At 31.7% G+C, this 17,662-nt stretch carries 15 protein-coding genes; 5 read left to right on the forward strand and 10 right to left on the reverse strand.

The annotated features are described in order from the left end of the window. Positions 1–31 precede the first annotated feature (31 nt). The 5 genes from ABD771_RS02480 to dapF form a co-directional block, all read right to left on the reverse strand. Entirely contained in the window at positions 32–670 is a 639-nt protein-coding gene (locus ABD771_RS02480) for a peptidoglycan-binding protein LysM (RefSeq protein ID WP_345090183.1), read from the reverse strand. A gap of 98 nt (positions 671–768) precedes the next feature. Further along, complete coding sequence (locus tag ABD771_RS02485) at positions 769–1,686, reverse strand: DUF2279 domain-containing protein (protein WP_345090186.1); 918 nt, start codon at positions 1,684–1,686, stop codon at positions 769–771. A 3-nt stretch (positions 1,687–1,689) separates the two neighbouring features. Beyond that, positions 1,690–2,724: an endolytic transglycosylase MltG gene (mltG, locus tag ABD771_RS02490; protein WP_345090189.1), complete on the reverse strand. Its 1,035-nt coding sequence runs from the start codon at positions 2,722–2,724 to the stop codon at positions 1,690–1,692. Between the two features lie 12 nt (positions 2,725–2,736). Next, positions 2,737–3,267 (reverse strand): GNAT family N-acetyltransferase, encoded by a 531-nt coding sequence (locus ABD771_RS02495; protein ID WP_345090192.1) that lies wholly within the window; start codon positions 3,265–3,267, stop codon positions 2,737–2,739. Between the two features lie 47 nt (positions 3,268–3,314). Next, positions 3,315–4,118, reverse strand: a complete 804-nt coding sequence (dapF, locus tag ABD771_RS02500) for a diaminopimelate epimerase (protein WP_345090195.1) — start codon at positions 4,116–4,118, stop codon at positions 3,315–3,317. Positions 4,119–4,250: 132 nt separating this feature from the next. Here dapF and ABD771_RS02505 point away from each other — a divergent pair, with 132 nt between their 5' ends. From ABD771_RS02505 to ABD771_RS02515, 3 genes are all read left to right on the forward strand, one after another. Then, entirely contained in the window at positions 4,251–5,639 is a 1,389-nt protein-coding gene (locus ABD771_RS02505) for a trypsin-like peptidase domain-containing protein (protein WP_345090197.1), read from the forward strand. Positions 5,640–5,795: 156 nt separating this feature from the next. After that, positions 5,796–7,244 carry a glyceraldehyde-3-phosphate dehydrogenase gene (locus ABD771_RS02510; protein WP_345090202.1) on the forward strand — a complete coding sequence of 483 codons (1,449 nt, stop codon included), beginning with the start codon at positions 5,796–5,798 and terminating at the stop codon, positions 7,242–7,244. A 253-nt stretch (positions 7,245–7,497) separates the two neighbouring features. Further along, the gene (locus ABD771_RS02515) at positions 7,498–7,854 is read left to right on the forward strand and encodes a hypothetical protein (protein WP_345090205.1); all 357 of its coding nucleotides are present in this window, start codon (positions 7,498–7,500) and stop codon (positions 7,852–7,854) included. 56 nt (positions 7,855–7,910) lie between these two features. On the opposite strand, the gene ABD771_RS02520 is transcribed toward ABD771_RS02515, so the two are convergent. The 5 genes from ABD771_RS02520 to ABD771_RS02540 form a co-directional block, all read right to left on the reverse strand. Next, positions 7,911–10,172 (reverse strand): aconitate hydratase, encoded by a 2,262-nt coding sequence (locus tag ABD771_RS02520; protein WP_345090208.1) that lies wholly within the window; start codon positions 10,170–10,172, stop codon positions 7,911–7,913. A 313-nt stretch (positions 10,173–10,485) separates the two neighbouring features. Next, a complete protein-coding gene (locus ABD771_RS02525; RefSeq protein WP_345090211.1) occupies positions 10,486–10,836 on the reverse strand; it encodes a hypothetical protein in 351 nt (116 codons plus the stop codon). 261 nt (positions 10,837–11,097) lie between these two features. Further along, positions 11,098–12,051: an AAA family ATPase gene (locus ABD771_RS02530; protein ID WP_345090214.1), complete on the reverse strand. Its 954-nt coding sequence runs from the start codon at positions 12,049–12,051 to the stop codon at positions 11,098–11,100. Positions 12,052–12,117: 66 nt separating this feature from the next. After that, positions 12,118–13,524: a peptidylprolyl isomerase gene (locus ABD771_RS02535; RefSeq protein ID WP_345090750.1), complete on the reverse strand. Its 1,407-nt coding sequence runs from the start codon at positions 13,522–13,524 to the stop codon at positions 12,118–12,120. 14 nt (positions 13,525–13,538) lie between these two features. Beyond that, entirely contained in the window at positions 13,539–15,503 is a 1,965-nt protein-coding gene (locus ABD771_RS02540; RefSeq protein WP_345090217.1) for a peptidylprolyl isomerase, read from the reverse strand. Positions 15,504–15,731: 228 nt separating this feature from the next. Here ABD771_RS02540 and ABD771_RS02545 point away from each other — a divergent pair, with 228 nt between their 5' ends. After that, on the forward strand, positions 15,732–17,321 hold the full coding sequence (locus tag ABD771_RS02545) for a peptide chain release factor 3 (protein ID WP_345090220.1): 1,590 nt from the start codon (positions 15,732–15,734) through the stop codon (positions 17,319–17,321). Positions 17,322–17,441: 120 nt separating this feature from the next. Next, the gene (locus ABD771_RS02550; RefSeq protein ID WP_345090223.1) at positions 17,442–17,654 is read left to right on the forward strand and encodes a hypothetical protein; all 213 of its coding nucleotides are present in this window, start codon (positions 17,442–17,444) and stop codon (positions 17,652–17,654) included. Positions 17,655–17,662: the final 8 nt, after the last annotated feature.

A 17,662-nucleotide genomic window follows, 5' to 3' on the forward strand; every position in this document is an offset into this window, starting at 1 on the left:
AATTGATGGCTTTTTTTAATTTAACTCTTAACTATTTTATCACTTTAGGACTGCTCTCTGGTTTGATATTATGAGTTTCATAACCCCCAAACTCTTTCATGTAAGACTTTACAGAAGTTCCATAATTGTCTTTACATTTTTTTCTTCCGTTAGATTCTAGAAACTTTCTAACAGAACCTGCTCCACCTAAATGAGCCGCAGCTAAAATTCCTGATTCAGTAATTCTTACACCATCAATCATTTTACCTCTATATTCTTTTATCACTTCTCTTAATTCCCACTTGTTCTTTTTCAACAACGCGATAAAAGCTTTTTCTTGCATTTTGTGATTTCTCAAAAACAGCATGCTATCTTTAATTCCGATTGAAGCTAATGTAGATTTACCAAATTGGTATTTACCTAAATATCCTAAAGAATTAACTTTACTATATTTTCCTTGAGATTCTTTGAAAGCGATAGCTTCTTTAAATCCAATAAAATATTTTCCGGTAAAAGGTATTGAAGTATTAATATAATCTGATGGTTTTTCTGAAGGAAATTGATATAACAATTCTTCATTTTCGTCTACATAAAACCAGTTATGATTGAAAGATTCTATAGGTTTAAAAGCGGAGCTTATAAATCCAATTAACACAACGATTCCTATGTAAAACGACCACCTATTTATCATAAATTGTAATTTCCAAGTGCTGTCACCATCTTGATATTGACGATGCAAATGTACAACTTATTTTTAAATAAAATTGAAAATCAAGCAGTTAAAGTTTTCTAAAAGTAAAAACCTTGCCATTTAACTCCTTGTGAGCCACTGATTTCAATCGTTGGAGCTGGAATTTTGATAGCGTTAAAAATCGAAAAAAAAGTCTTTAAAAAAGCAGATTTTGTTTCAATTTTTGTTAAATCTGCATCCAAACTTAGGTAAAATTGTCGTTCTCTTTTCGAAAAAGGAAGGTTTAAATCAACTACTGTTTCACTTCTTCCAGCTATCATTCCATCAGCACCATAACCAACAGCCAAATTTAACCATTTGGGCAATTTAGACGATTTTAAAAACGAATGTAAATTCACTGATAACCAATAAGTTTGTCCGTTATAATCTTTAAAAATCTCTTCAGAAAGTGAACTACCCAACACATTTGGACGTAAGGAAGCATATTTTGTAGTATGAAATGAAAATTTTGGCACAATGCGTTGCTCTTTCCATAATAATTCTTGCGAAACATATAGAGCAGTTCCACCAGCATTAGCAATTAAATCTCCTGAAGATGCACCCCATTCTTGGGAAAAGCCGTCAAAAACCTCGACAGCAGTTAAAAAAGCAAAACCAACAGTTGCTCCATATACTAATTGACCTTTTCTATCACAACCACTCCATTTCAAAGCATTTGCACCATAGCTTCCCAGATGATAAGCCGAAAAAATATGTCCAGCTTTATCCATTTGAAGCCATTCATCATTATCATTAATAAAATGAAAGTCAGATTTTGGGTAATCTGCATACCAAAGTTGATTAAGACCTACCAAAGCACTAGATGCTAAAACAGTTTCAGAGATAATAACTCCGTTGAGACGTTTTTTATTTAAAGAATCGGAAGGTTTAAAAAAATTATTGAAGTCACTCTGAGAAAATCCGAAGTTGAATTTTAACAGAAGTAAAAGCAATAGTATTAAAGGTGATTTTTTCAACACTTATCGGTTGGTTCCAGTCGTATTTAACCAATCAGCATACTTCTTTGCATTAACTTGATGCTGAGGATAAGTTGAAGCAAATTCATGATATCCAAAACGTTCAACGCTTGCACAAAAGTAGATATAATCATGCTTTTCAGCATTCAAGACAGCATCTATAGCATTAATATCTGGCTGCGCAATTGGTCCTGGAGGCAAACCAATATTAACATAAGTATTGTAAGCTGATGAAATAGTCAAATCACCGTAAAGAACTCTTTTTATAACTTGATCAAAATCATTATCTCTAAGTTTAAGTGAATAAATAACCGTTGGATCTGCTTGCAAAGGCATTCCTTGTGTAATTCGATTCAAGTACGCACCAGCAACCCTAGGGCGTTCGTCCTTTTTTACTGTTTCTTTGTGCACAATAGAAGCTAAAGTTATAACTTGCTCAGGTGTCATTCCTAATTCTTCTGCTTTAGCTAAACGATCTTTATTCCAAAATTTCTTGTACTCATCAAGCATTTTATCACGGAATTTTTCTGCAGAGGTATTCCAATAAAATTCATACGAATTAGGAAGAAACATACATAAAACATTTTCTTTTGTAAAACCATTTTTCTTTAAAAAAACGCTATCTCTAAAAGCTGTCATCAATCCTAAAGAATCCGCCTCAATTTCAGAACCAATTCTTTGAGCCACGTTTTCTAATCGTTCTTGATTGTTAAAAGCAATTTTTACAGGTAAATTTCTTCTTAAAGAAGCTATCAAACCAAAGTTACCCATTCCTTTTTTAAACAAAAACCTACCAGACTTAACATTATCATCATATTTTCTCAAACCAGCCATAAGATCAAAACCACTCATACTTTCAACATATGGTGAAACGATTCGTTTAACATCTTCATAATTGGAACCTGTTGGAATTTCAACATAGAGTTCTTCTTTGGAAAATTTAGTATTAGATGAGAAAAATTTGACATAAACGACAGTAGCGACAATTAGAAAAAGAGCCGTTCCAATTCCTAAAATGGTTTTTAATTTTTTGTTCAAAACAATATTTTTTTAATGTTGATGATTGATTAACTGAAAAAGTGCTTCGTCATGAAAGGCATTGTGATAAATCCAATCTTTCTTCACTCCTATTTTCTGAAATCCAAAAGTAGTAAAAAGGTTTAAACTTGCTTCATTATCCATTCCAATATTTGCATAAAGTTGATGTAATTGAAGTTGGTTAAAACTATAATCGATTAATAAACCTAGCGCTTCCTTACCAATTCCATTGCCACGATTAGTTTCATTTTGGATTAAAATCCCAATTCCTGCACGATTATTTACAGGATCAAAATCGAATAAATCTATTAATCCAACAGCTTCAAAAGTGTCATTTTTACATATTGCAAGTCGCAATTGTTTGGCTTCATAAATATCTTGATGTGCGTTTTCAAGATACTGACGAATTAAAAACTTACTGTAAGGCGTTTGCGTATTACTCACATTCCAAATAGATTCGTCATTTTCTATTTGATAGACAAATTCCAAATCTTCTGGTTCGAGAGCACGTAAGTATATGTTTTTTCCTTTTAATGTTATCATGAAAAGTACGAATTACGAGGTACAAAGTACGAAGTAGTATTTACAAATTATATCTCAATTATTCCTTCAAAAACAAAAGTTGCTGGTCCAATTAAAAAAACTTTTTCGAAACCTTTGTCTGCTTTTTCAAATGTGACTTTTAACTTTCCGCCTTCTACATTTATATCAATTGAATTTGAATTGGTTTTTCCGATTACATTCATTGCAATAGCTGTTGCAGTTGCTCCTGTTCCACATGATAAAGTTTCGTCTTCAACACCACGTTCATAAGTTCTTAGTCGGAAATGATTATCAGAAATTTGATTTACAAAATTCACATTACTTCCCGCTTTTCCATACAAATCGGAATACCTAATTTCTACTCCATTTTCTTTTACATTATAGTTTTCCAAATCATTTACCAAAGTTACATGATGTGGCGAACCTGTATTTAAAAAAACATATTCTGTATCGATTTTCACCTCATCAACATCTTTCATTTGAAGAGAAACAATACCGTTTTCGTCAATTGTTGCATGATGTAAACCATCCGTTGCAATGAATGTTGCGTTATTGTTTATAACATTCAAACTTTTAGCGAAAGCTACCAAACATCGTCCGCCATTACCACACATCGAACTTTCATTTCCGTCAGAATTGTAGTAAACCATTCTAAAATCTACCTTCTCGGTAGACAAGTCTGTCGAATTGTCATTTTCTAAAAGAATTAAACCGTCAGCACCAATACCAAAACGTCTGTCGCAAAGGCGTTCAATCAGTTTGGTATCGTTTTTGGGAAATAAATTTTGACGATTATCAATCATCACAAAGTCATTTCCTGTTCCTTGATATTTGTAAAATTTGAGTTGCATTTTTATTTTTGTATTCCACAAAGTTACAAATATTAATGATACGTTAAAGATTGTTAAACGAGCGTTAAACTGATTTTATAAAAATAATAAATTACTAAATTTGATGTTAAATGATTTAAAACAATTTAAAAAATGAAAAGATTATCAAGTTTATTTTTAGTGTCTTTGTTAAGCGGTGCGACAACACTAGGTGCTTATAAATTATTTATTGAAAAAGATGTCAATGGAAATTCAATTGTTACACAAGCTCCGAGTTCCTTTGGAAGAACTGTTGGAATGGGTGCCGAAAATATTGATTTTACCGCAGCTGCTGAAAATGCAGTACACACGGTGGTTCACGTAAAAAATGTCTCCATAAGAACAGTTTACAACCCAATTATGGAGTTTTTCTATGGTTCGCGAGGTGGTCAACAACAAGAACAAATAGGGACAGGTTCTGGAGTAATAATTTCGGAAGATGGTTATATTGTTACTAATAATCATGTGATTAAAGATGCTTCTGAGTTGGAAGTAACTTTAAATAACAATAAAGTTTACAAAGCAAAATTAATTGGAACCGATTCTAAAATGGATATTGCTTTGCTAAAAATTGATGCTGATGGAAAATTACCTTATTCAACATTTGCAGATTCCGATCAAGTGAAAGTTGGTGAATGGGTTTTAGCAGTAGGAAATCCATATAATTTGAATTCGACCGTTACAGCAGGAATTGTTTCTGCGAAAGCTAGAAATTTGGATACCAAAGGAATTCAGTCATTTATTCAAACCGATGCAGCTGTAAATCCAGGAAATTCTGGTGGTGCTTTGGTAAATACTCGTGGCGAATTGATTGGAATTAACACTATGATTTCTTCTCCAACAGGAAGTTATACTGGATATTCATTTGCAGTTCCATCAAATATTACACGCAAAATCATTGAAGACATCATGGAATTTGGAAATGTTCAAAGAGGAATTCTAGGTGTTGAAGGAAGTGAATTGACAGGAAACTATTCTAAAGAATTAGGAATTAAAGATACTGAAGGATTCTATATAAATAAGGTAAATAAAAATTCTGGTGCTGAAAAAGCAGGTTTAAGAAAAGGTGATATCATCAAAAAATTAGACAATCAAAAAATTTCATCTTATGCTGAACTATCTGGATTTATTAATACAAAACGTCCGAATGATAAGGTAAATGTGACTTATGAAAGAGACGGACTAATCAAAGTTGTTCCTGTAATTTTAGTGAAAAATGATATCATTCAAACAGACTTTAAAGGTTTAGAATTAGAAAATTTAACTGATGCTGACAAGAAAAATTTCCGAATTGACTATGGTGTAAAAATCAAAGAAGTAAGTAACAAAAGACTTTTACCATACAAAGACGAATTAGAAGGAAGCATCATTTTAGACATCAATGGTGTAAAAGCATCCGATGTTGAAACGGTTTCGAGAGCAACAAACAACACCAATGAAAGTCAAGGAACGAGTGTAAAACTTATGACAAAAAATGGTCAAGTAATGCGCATTATCATCTAAACATAATTTAATAAAAGGTGAAAAACCATTCTGAATAAAACAGAATGGTTTTTTTATTTAAAAAAAGTTTGAAATAATTTTACGAAAACGTTATAGTTGATTACTTTTGCACCGAAATTTATTTATAAAAACACAACTAATCAATTTTTTCTCAAAATGAACAAAAACGCATTATACGAAAAAGAGCTCTCTTTTCAAGCTGATAGAAGAAAGGCTGGTGTAGAATTTATTAAAATTATCAGTGATTTATGGTATGACAAATCTATTGAATTGGTTTTTTTTAGAAATCAATTAATTGATAGAAACGTTAGCGATATTATGAACTTGCATGAATATGCTGGTGAATTCGTTCAAAAACCAATTAATGTTTTTGATTCTGTTGAAATTGCTCGTGCTATTGAAAATTTAGATTTACCACCATCAAGAATTGATATTGGAAAACTAACTTATGAATATCATTTGGAAGACAATAAATATCACGATGCACGTGCGTTTGTAATTGACAAATTAAAAGACGCTAAAAATTCACAAGAAATTAAACCTAAAGATGTAGTTCTTTATGGATTTGGTAGAATTGGAAGATTATTGGCTCGTGAAATGATGAGTAAAATTGGAAAAGGACAACAACTTCGTTTGAGAGCTATTGTAACTCGTGATAGAAATGACGCACAATCTTTAGAAAAAAGAGCTTCGTTATTAAGATACGATTCTGTTCATGGCGATTTTGAGGGTTCTGTAAATGCTGACACTGAAAATGATGCTTTAATAATCAACGGAACTACAGTTCACATTATTACTGCTAATTCTCCAGAAGAAATTGATTATACAAAATACGGAATTGAAGATGCTTTAGTTATTGATAATACTGGAGCTTTCACAACAGAAGAGGCTTTGAAACGCCATTTAACTTCTAAAGGAGTTGATAAAGTTTTATTGACTGCACCAGGAAAAAGTGTTCCGAATATTGTTTATGGAGTAAATCATAATGATTATAATCCAGACACAGTAAATATTTTCTCGGCTGCTTCTTGCACAACAAATGCAATTACACCAATTTTAAAAGCAGTTGAAGATACGCTTGGAGTTGTAAAAGGCCACTTAGAAACAATTCATGCTTATACCAACGACCAAAACTTGGTAGATAACATGCACAAAAAATATCGTCGTGGGAGAGCTGCTGCTTTAAACATGGTAATTACAGAAACTGGAGCTGGAAGTGCAGTTGCAAAAGCATTGCCTAATTTAGCAGGAAAATTAACTTCCAATGCTATTCGTGTTCCTGTTCCAAATGGTTCGCTTGTAGTTTTGAATCTTGAAGTTGGTAAAGAAACTTCTATTGAAGAAGTAAACAATATCATGAAGAAATATGCTCTTGAAGGAGAACTTGTTGAGCAAATAAAATATTCATTAAATAATGAGCTAGTTTCTTCTGACATTGTTGGAACATCTGCTCCGTCTATTTATGATAGTAATGCAACAATTGTTTCTGGCGATGGAAAAAACATTGTCCTTTACGTTTGGTACGATAACGAATATGGTTACAGCCACCAAGTTATAAGACTTGCAAAATATATTTCTAAAGTAAGACGTTATACTTACTATTAGTAGATTATTAATTCGAGATAAAAATTCCATTTCATTTATTTGAAGTGGATTTTTTTTTAATTTCAAAATTAAACCAAACTATTTCAATTTCCATTTTATAGAGTTTTTCACAGCAAATACAATACTTCTTTGAATTATTATTTAATATTTAATTAATTTTTAAAATAAAAGTTACTACTTTCCAATAATTATGATATTTTAGCGTTTTGAAATGTAACCCGAATTTACATCTATAAACAAATCCTTTTTAGTTTTGCTACTTTTAGTATTGACACAATTTTCTTTTGGTCAAGAAAAATCAAAAGTTACCACTTATAAGTATGGCTACAATGGCATGGAGCTAATTGTAAAAAACAATAGCGGAAATATGATTGTTGTGAGCACCTTTAATTCTAAAAAAGAACTTAAAGAAGAAATAGCACAAAAAGTTTATCAGCAATTTAAAGAAAGTAAAGTAGTAACAGGTGATACTCTTAAAATTCAAGTTGACAACGCAATTGTAACCGGAAAATGTTTCATCCAACAAAAAGGAAAGTTAACTACACTTAACTTTTATTATGAAACTGTAGAATGGGATTCTAGCTTGACCGAAATTTATAAAAATATATAATTAAAAAAGCTCCTAAATTTAGGAGCTTTTTTTTGCAAAAATAAATTACTAACCAATTATGCGTTAGCAGCAATTAAGTTTAATGCACTTCCAGCTACAAACCAACCAATTTGGCTTTCGTTGTAAGTGTGATTTGCTAAAATTATATCTTTTGAACCATCAGCGTGAACAAACTCTAATGTTAATGGTTTTCCTGGTGCAAATTCTGTTAAGTCTAAGAAATTGATAGTATCATCTTCTTTAATTTTATCATAATCTGCTTCGTTAGCAAAAGTTAACGCTAACATCCCTTGTTTTTTCAAATTAGTTTCGTGAATACGAGCAAATGATTTTACCAAAACCGCTTTCACTCCAAGGAAACGTGGTTCCATTGCAGCGTGCTCTCTTGATGAACCTTCGCCATAATTTTGATCACCAACCACAATTGAAGGAACACCAGCAGCTTTGTAAGCTCTTGCCACAGCAGGAACAGCAGCGTATTCTCCTGTTAATTGATTTTTAACCTTATTAGCTTCTTGGTTGTAAGCATTAACAGCACCAATCAACATATTGTTTGAAATATTATCTAAATGTCCACGGAAACGTAACCATGGTCCAGCCATAGAAATATGGTCAGTTGTACATTTTCCGAAAGCTTTGATAAGCAATTTTGCTCCTGAAATATTTTTTCCATCCCAAGCATCAAAAGGTGCTAAAAGTTGTAAACGATCTGAAGTTTCAGAAACAGCAACTTGAACGTCACTTCCATCAGCAGCTGGAGCTTGAAAACCTGCATCTTCAACATCAAAACCTCTTTTTGGAAGTTCGTCACCTGTTGGAGGATTTAATTTTACAGCTTCACCTTTATCATTCAATAAAGTATCAGTTATTGGGTTGAAAGACAAATCACCTGAAATTGCTAAAGCAGCCACCATTTCTGGGGAGGTTACAAAAGCATGCGTGTTTGGATTTCCGTCAGCACGTTTTGAGAAATTTCTATTGAACGAGTGAACTATTGTATTTTTTTCTTCCTTGTCTGCTCCTGCTCTATCCCATTGTCCGATACATGGTCCACAAGCATTTGTAAATACTTTTGTTCCCATTTTTTCAAAAGTTGCGATAATTCCGTCTCTTTCAATTGTATAACGAATTTGCTCTGAACCTGGATTGATTCCGAATTCTGCTTTTGGAGAGATTCCGTGAGCAACGGCTTGTTCAACGATTGAAGCAGCACGGGCCATATCTTCGTATGAAGAATTGGTACAAGAACCAATTAAACCCCATTCTACTTTTAAAGGCCAACCATTTTTAGTTGCTTCCTCTTTCATTTTAGAAACAGGCGTTCCTCTATCTGGAGTGAAAGGTCCGTTAATATGTGGTTCTAACTCTGATAAGTTGATTTCGATTAATTCATCAAAATACTGACTTGGATTAGCATAAACTTCAGCATCACCAGTTAAATAATCGGCAACTTTATCTGCAGCATCCACTACATCTTGACGACCAGTTGCTGCTAAATATCTTCTCATTGAATCATCATATCCGAAAGTTGAAGTCGTTGCTCCAATTTCTGCACCCATGTTACAAATTGTACCTTTACCAGTACATGACATATTGATAGCGCCTTCTCCGAAATATTCTACAATAGCGCCAGTTCCACCTTTTACAGTAAGAATATCAGCTACTTTTAGAATCACGTCTTTTGGAGCCGTCCAACCGTTTAATTTTCCTGTCAATTTAACTCCGATAAGTTTTGGAAATTTCAATTCCCAAGACATTCCTGACATTACATCAACTGCATCTGCACCACCAACACCGATTGCTAACATACCTAATCCACCAGCATTTACTGTATGTGAATCGGTACCAATCATCATTCCACCTGGAAATGCATAATTTTCTAAAACAATTTGGTGAATAATTCCAGAACCTGGTTTCCAGAAACCAATTCCATATTTATTAGATACTGAAGAAAGGAAATCAAAAACTTCTTTCGATTGTGAATTCGCTACAGCTAAATCGGTTGTAGCACCAACTTTCGCCTGAATTAAGTGATCACAATGTACTGTTGTTGGAACAGCAACTGTTTTCTTTCCCGCATGCATGAATTGTAACAATGCCATTTGAGCTGTTGCATCTTGACAGGCAACTCTATCTGGAGCAAAGTCTACATAATCTTTTCCTCTTGAAAAAGCTTGAGAAGGAGTTCCTTCCCATAAATGTGAATATAAAATCTTTTCAGAAAGTGTTAACGGACGACCAACTAACTCACGTGCTTTATCAACGCGCTCAGCCATTGTTCCATACACTTTTTTAATCATTTCGATATCAAAAGCCATAATATAATAGGTTTATTTATTTGCAATGCAAATTTAATGAAATTAATGATAATTAAAAAATATTTAATAAATCTCATGTTTCAAAAGATTATTATTGCCAAATCACCATTTTGACTAATTATTATTGCATAAAAATGAATTTTGAATAAAAATTTTGAATAATTGTTAATTTAGAAACCTTTTTTTATCATATTCGAAATTTAAGAAACAAAATCACAACTAAGAACGTTTCTAAATTAGACGAGAAACTTAACCTTAAATAATTATATTATAAAATTGAATTCGCTTTGTTAAAAGAAAGGAATAATAAAATTTAGATTTTTTTTGGAATAGATTTATAAAACATCCCAATGGAAGCTGCAATTAGTACGAAACAGATTAAAAAACCAACTGAAATTAATTGAATTGCTGAAAAATCGATTGTTGCAAATTTTTTAAATTCAGATAGTACTGCTAAAATCATATACAATCCAAAAAGGAAAAAGACGGAACCAAGAATAATTCCGACAATCTTATTTTTGATAAAAAGTTGAAGCGATACAATAATAAAAACGACGACTGTAAAATAATTAATGTGTCCTGAACCTAAATAATTATCTAAAAACCAAAATATTGATAATGATATAATAAAAAATTCTGGAAGTAAGAATAAGTATTTTTTCATGGTTAAAAGTTTATTTTAGAACGAAAAAAAAATACGAATATTATTTAATTTCATTGTTTCTTCCAAAAAAATAAAACAAAGTAAGCAATCACGCCAATTCCTAAAAACAAAAAAATCTTTTTATACCATGTAGCATAAAAAGATTTCAATTTTAAAAGATATAATATTCCTAAAGTTAAAAAATATAGAATACTATTACAAAACAGATACAAACAGATTAATAAAAATAGTGCTTGACTATTCATGCTTGTTAAAAACATCTTACATCAACTTACTTATAATTACTTCTTCTGTAATTCCTTCAGCATCGGCTTTGTAATTTTTGATGATTCTGTGTCTTAATATTCCGGTTGCAACGGCTTTTACATCTTCAATATCTGGAGAGAATTTTCCGTTGAAAGCAGCATTCGCTTTGGCTGCCAAAATTAAATTTTGCGAAGCTCTTGGTCCTGCACCCCAATCTAAATAATTATTTACATAATCAGTTGCCAACGGCGAATTCGGTCGCGTTTTCCCAACCAAAGTCACTGCATACTCAATAACGTTATCCGCTACTGGAATACGACGAATTAAATGTTGGAAATCGATAATTTCTTGAGCTTCAAATAAAGGATTTATGGTTGGTTTTGCATCTGATGTTGTACTTTTTACTACTTCGACTTCTTCTGCAAAAGTTGGATAATCCAATTTGATAGCAAACATAAAACGGTCTAATTGTGCTTCTGGCAAAGGATAGGTGCCTTCTTGCTCAATCGGGTTTTGTGTCGCTAAAACAAAATAAGGTAAATCTAATTTATAATTGTGACCGGCAATGGTTACTGAACGCTCTTGCATGGCTTCCAATAATGCAGCTTGTGTTTTTGGTGGCGTTCTATTAATCTCATCAGCCAAAATAATATTAGAAAAAACTGGACCTTTTATAAATTTGAACTGACGGTTTTCATCTAAAATTTCACTTCCTAAAATATCCGAAGGCATCAAATCTGGTGTAAACTGAATTCTTTTAAAGTTCAACCCTAAAGCTTGAGAAATAGTATTAACCATTAAGGTTTTTGCCAAACCAGGAACTCCAACTAGCAAAGCGTGTCCACCTGAAAAAATACTCAATAATATTTGGTCAACAACATCGTCTTGACCAACAATTATTTTGGAAATTTCTTTTTTAAGTTCGAGCCTTTTCTGAACTAAATTCTGTATCGCTGTTACGTCTGACATATTTAATTTTAGATTTTAGATTTTAGACATTAGATGCTTCCTTGCATTTAAATCCAAAATATACTATTATTTTTTTAACCAATTGTTAGTGAAAGTACAATCTTTGTACTCACCATTAATCTTGATATAAGTTTCTTTTACTTTAGCATCAGTCCATTTTGCAATGGCATTGATTTGTTTTTCTTTCAGAGCTAACTCTTTAATCTTGATAAAATCTTTACTAAAATCAGCAGTATGCTCTTCAATTTTATTAGTAACCATTATAATTTTATAACGTTTTCCTGCTTTTGCATCCTCATCTAAAATAACTGAAGAAATTTCACCACTTTTCAAATTAGAAACCTGACCATAAATAACTGGATCCATATTGGTCAATTCAAAATGCGTATCTTGAGTTTTTGGGTTAACTAATGTTCCTCCATTTGCACGAGTTTCTTTCTCATCGGACATCGTTCTTGCTGCTTCTGCAAAAGTAATTTCCTTAGCCAATATTCTTGTTCTTAACAATTCTATTTTATCTTTTGCTTCTTTTAGTGCATCATAAGATACTTTTGGCATCATCAAAATGTGGCGTAATTCTAAATCTTGGCCTTTTACTTTTTCTAAATAAATAATGTGAAAACCAAACTCCGTTTCAAAAGGTTCTGATATTTCTCCTTCTTGTAATGAGAACGCAATATCTTTAAACTCTTTTACGAAAGGTGTTTTCTTGTTTATTTTATAAAAACCACCACTAGAGCGAGAACCTGGATCTTCTGTATACAAAACGGCTTTGGTTGTAAAACTTGCGCCTTCTTGCACTTGTTTCTTGATTTCTTTCAATCGATCAATAACCACTTGTTTTTCTGCTTGCGAAACTTTTGGTGCAATAACTATTTGTGCAATTTCAAGCTCAGCACCCAACATTGGACGTTCTGATTCTGGAATTTTCTTGAAAAAATTTCTTGTTTCTTCTGGTGTAATTTGAATTGGATCAATAATTTTCTTCTGCATTTCAGAAGCTAATTTTTGTTGTTTCAAGATTTCGAAAAGTTCGGTTTTAAACTCGTCTTCGTTATTCTTTTTGAAATATTTCACCACATTCTCCATAGACTTAAGTTGTTCTACCATATAGTCTATCTGTTGATTCATTTTTTCTTTTACTTCTTCATCTTTTACAACAATAGAATCTTGAATGGCTTGATGCGCATACAATTTATCCTCAAGAAGTTTTCCCAACATTTGACATCTTGTAATGTCTTTTACAGAACCACCAGAACCTTCAATTTCAAGAAAAGCTTTATCAATATCAGAATCTAAAACCGTGTAATCTCCAACTGTTGCTACAATTCCATCAACACGTTGACGCTTTTGTTGTGGTGTTGTTGCTTTCTTTTCTGGTTCTTTGTCTTTAATTATCTCTTGAGCGTTTACAGAAAAACCAATTAAAAAAAGGAAAATACCTTGTACAATTTTGTTATTCAATACATTCATCATTACTTCGTTTATTATTTTTTAATTTGTTTTTTTACTGTTTCAAACACGTCTTGATTTACATTTACAGTAAATTCTTTTTTAAGTTCATCAACCCAATTTTGTTCTAAATATTGCTGATAGTCGTTCACTAATTTACCTTTACATTCTTCTAATGATTTTGCACCTGCAGGAAGGACTTTATTTACTTTAGTAATAAAATAGTATTCACCTTTATTAGTTATTTCTGAGAGCCCCAACTCCATTTTAGTTCCTTGTGGCAAAGCGCTATCACCTTCTTCATAAGTTCCTTCGTAAAGCATTACGTTTAATACTTCCTCTGTATTAAATTTATCTTTTACATCCTTAGGTGTTTTTCCTTTTTTAAGCATTGCTAAAACCTTGTTCATAGTTTCTTTATCTCTTGAAGAATAAATTTCACTAGTCACACGAGCTTTCCATTGATATTTATTTTTTTGAGTATCGTAAAATGCTTTCAATCCAACAGAATCTGTTTTAGAACGTTGCCAAATTTCTTTATCCATTAAATCAAATAATAATAATCCATCACGATATTCTTCCATAACTGAGGCAAATTCAGGAAACTCATTTTCTAAATTCTCATTATTGTATTGGTTACGGTGCTCATCAGCAAAATTTTCAAATAACTTTTCAACCAATTTTTCTATTGGTTTAATAGCTATTCCTGATTTTTGTTGAGAATAAATATAATCTAAAAATGTTGTTCCTGATAGATTTCTAGTTCCAACATTGAAAAGTGTTGCAGAATATTTTTTTGCGTCAGCTGGCAATGTCCATTTTGCTTCATAAAAATCGTTAGTTACTAATTTTACAATAGAACTATACAATTTAGCATCTCTTTTTACTGGATATTTTTTTCTTAATTTTTCAGTTAAAGAATTTGTAATCAATCTAGAACGATCGTCTTTACCAATTTTGTTTTCTAATTCGATTCTAGAATCCTCGTATGATTTTATTGGAAATTTTTCGATTAATTTTACAATATGCCAACCAAATTGAGTCTCAAAAGGCTCAGAAACCGGATTCTCTTTTGTTAATGAAAAAGCTTTATTTTCAAATTCTTCTGAGCTCAATTGCCCTGAACCAAAACGATTTAAAACACCACCTTTTGAAGCTGAAGATTTATCTTCTGAAAATTGCTTAGCTAATTCTTCAAATTTTTCGCCTTGTAGTAGTTTTTTATAAATATCCTCGATAGTAGTTTTTGCGGTTGTAACTTCTTCATTATCTTTTTGTTTCAAAATCATAATGTGAGCAACTGCTACTTCGCCTCTGTTTGCTCTAACATCATTTATTTTTATCAAATGATATCCAAATCGAGTTCTCACTGGATTAGATACGGTTCCAACAGGAGTATTGTAAGCGCCATTTTCAAAAGCGTAAACCATTCTGAAACTTGTAAAATAACCTAGATTTCCTTTATTTTCTTTAGCCGATGGATCTTGAGAAACTTCAGCAGCTACGGTTCCAAAATCTTCACCCTTCATTAGTCGTTGTTTGATGACCATAGTTTTATTGTAGGCAGCTAAAGTATCAGCAGGCGAAGCATTTTCATCAACTAAAATCAAAATATGAGAAGCGTTAACCTCTTTTTGAAGTCTTTTATAACCTTCATCAACTAGTTCTTTAGTAACTTTTGAATCGGTTGTATAGTTTTTAGACAATTGCGTTCTGTAAGTTTTTAACTCAGCTAGATATTGTTGTCCTTCTTGAAGTCCTAATTTATTTGCTTTGTTAACTTTAAGTTTGTAACCAACGTAAAGATCCAAATATTGATTCAAATCTTTTTGAGATTCATCCTTTACTAAATCCAAATTTTTATTATAAACCCTTACAAATTCATCCGTATAATAAGGTTTATCATTGATGGTAAATAAAACTTCTTTGGATTTATTTTGTGCATTTGATATAAAAGCAAGACACATTGTTAACCCTAAAAACATTTGTTTTAACTTCATATTCTGTATTTTAATTAAATAAGTGGTTTTATTAATTTCTATTTTACGTGCACAAACTGCACATATATAACAATCAACAAAAGTAACAAATCGACTGTATTAAACAAGTATAGCACTTACTATTAACAAAATTTTATTAACAGAATAAAAAGGAAGATTTTTTCAAATCACAACTTCCATTAGTTATTTATTTAATAAATAGTATTTTTGCAGTCCATTATAACAATTATGAGCTTTTTAAAAGAAATACAACGTCGCAGAACATTCGGAATTATATCTCATCCTGATGCCGGAAAAACAACACTAACAGAGAAATTATTACTTTTTGGTGGTGCTATTCAGGAGGCTGGTGCAGTAAAAAACAACAAAATCAAAAAAGGAGCAACCAGTGACTTCATGGAAATTGAGCGTCAAAGGGGAATCTCGGTGGCAACTTCGGTTTTGGCATTCAACTATAAAGATAAAAAAATCAACATTCTTGATACACCTGGACACAAGGATTTTGCAGAAGACACTTTTAGAACTTTAACAGCTGTAGACAGTGTTATAGTTGTGGTTGACGTTGCAAAAGGTGTTGAGGAACAAACAGAAAAACTAGTAGCTGTTTGTAGAATGCGAAAAATTCCAATAATTGTATTTATCAATAAATTAGACCGTGAAGGTAAAGATGCTTTTGACTTAATGGATGAAGTAGAAAAAAAGCTTGGTCTTCAAGTAACGCCTTTAAGTTTTCCAATTGGAATGGGATATGATTTCCAAGGAATTTATAATATCTGGGAACAAAATATAAATCTTTTCAGTGGTGATAGCAGAAAAAACATTGAGGACACTATTGCAATTTCTGACATCAATAGTCCTGAATTAGAAAAATTAATCAAAGAAAAACCGGCTCAAAAACTTCGTGAAGAGTTAGAACTAATAGATGAAGTATATCCAAAATTTGATAGACAAGAGTATTTGGATGGAAACCTACAGCCTGTGTTTTTTGGTTCTGCATTAAATAATTTTGGAGTTAGAGAGTTATTAGATTGCTTTGTGGAAATTGCTCCTACTCCAAAACCAAAAGAATCAGACACAAGAATTGTAAACCCAGAAGAAGAAAAATTATCTGGATTCGTGTTTAAAATTCATGCTAATATGGATCCTAAGCACAGAGATCGTTTGGCTTTTATAAAAATTGTCTCAGGAACTTTTGAACGCAACAAACCTTATATGCACGTTCGTTTAAATAAGAATTTAAAATTCTCAAGTCCAAATGCTTTTTTTGCTGAGAAAAAAGAAATTGTAGATATTTCTTATCCAGGAGATATTGTTGGATTACACGATACTGGTAATTTTAAAATTGGTGACACTCTTACCGAAGGCGAAATGATGAGTTTCAAAGGAATTCCAAGTTTCTCACCAGAACATTTTAGATACATCAACAATGCTGATCCATTAAAAGCAAAACAATTAGAAAAAGGTGTTGACCAATTAATGGACGAAGGTGTTGCTCAGCTGTTTACACTTGAAATGAATAACAGAAAAGTTATTGGAACGGTTGGAGCACTTCAGTATGAGGTAATACAATATCGTTTAGAACATGAGTATGGTGCAAAATGTACTTATGAAAATTTTCCAGTACACAAAGCTTGTTGGGTAAAACCAGATGATGCTAAAAATGAGGAGTTTAAAGAATTTAAAAGAGTTAAACAAAAGTTTTTAGCACACGATAAGTATAAACAATTGGTGTTTTTAGCAGATTCAGATTTCACAATTCAGATGACTCAGAGCAAATATCCAAGCGTAAAATTATTTTTTACGTCAGAATTTGACTAGGATTTACATAAACTATGTCGATTTCGTAAAATTTATTCTACTTTTAATCGATAAATTACAATAATATAACATTATTAAAAAAAATGATTTTATATTTGCACCTTGAATTAATGTTTAGTTATGAATAAATTTTATAAATTTTGTTTGTTTTCATTTATTTTGCTTTCAGACTTTGTTGCTTTTGCACAACCTGATGATGAAGAAGATGGCGGTGGTGGTCTTGAAGGTGGAGATCCTGCTCCTGCTCCAATTAATGGTAAATTATTAATTTTAATGCTTTTTGGTTTAATTTTTGCGTTTTATAAATTAAAAAGCGTAACCAAAAAAGCTTAATATTCTAA

The sequence above is a fragment of the Flavobacterium chungnamense genome, assembly GCF_039539165.1.
GTDB lineage: Bacteria > Bacteroidota > Bacteroidia > Flavobacteriales > Flavobacteriaceae > Flavobacterium > Flavobacterium chungnamense.

Excerpts from the sequence above, each read along its gene's own strand:
- ABD771_RS02480 (WP_345090183.1), bottom strand. The coding sequence starts at position 670 with ATGATAAATAGGTGGTCGTTTTACATAGGAATCGTTGTGTTAATTGGA.
- ABD771_RS02495 (WP_345090192.1), bottom strand. The coding sequence starts at position 3,267 with ATGATAACATTAAAAGGAAAAAACATATACTTACGTGCTCTCGAACCA.
- dapF (WP_345090195.1), bottom strand. The coding sequence starts at position 4,118 with ATGCAACTCAAATTTTACAAATATCAAGGAACAGGAAATGACTTTGTG.
- ABD771_RS02505 (WP_345090197.1), top strand. The coding sequence starts at position 4,251 with ATGAAAAGATTATCAAGTTTATTTTTAGTGTCTTTGTTAAGCGGTGCG.
- ABD771_RS02510 (WP_345090202.1), top strand. The coding sequence starts at position 5,796 with ATGAACAAAAACGCATTATACGAAAAAGAGCTCTCTTTTCAAGCTGAT.
- ABD771_RS02520 (WP_345090208.1), bottom strand. The coding sequence starts at position 10,172 with ATGGCTTTTGATATCGAAATGATTAAAAAAGTGTATGGAACAATGGCT.
- ABD771_RS02525 (WP_345090211.1), bottom strand. The coding sequence starts at position 10,836 with ATGAAAAAATACTTATTCTTACTTCCAGAATTTTTTATTATATCATTA.
- ABD771_RS02530 (WP_345090214.1), bottom strand. The coding sequence starts at position 12,051 with ATGTCAGACGTAACAGCGATACAGAATTTAGTTCAGAAAAGGCTCGAA.
- ABD771_RS02535 (WP_345090750.1), bottom strand. The coding sequence starts at position 13,524 with ATGAATGTATTGAATAACAAAATTGTACAAGGTATTTTCCTTTTTTTA.
- ABD771_RS02540 (WP_345090217.1), bottom strand. The coding sequence starts at position 15,503 with ATGAAGTTAAAACAAATGTTTTTAGGGTTAACAATGTGTCTTGCTTTT.
- ABD771_RS02545 (WP_345090220.1), top strand. The coding sequence starts at position 15,732 with ATGAGCTTTTTAAAAGAAATACAACGTCGCAGAACATTCGGAATTATA.
- ABD771_RS02550 (WP_345090223.1), top strand. The coding sequence starts at position 17,442 with ATGAATAAATTTTATAAATTTTGTTTGTTTTCATTTATTTTGCTTTCA.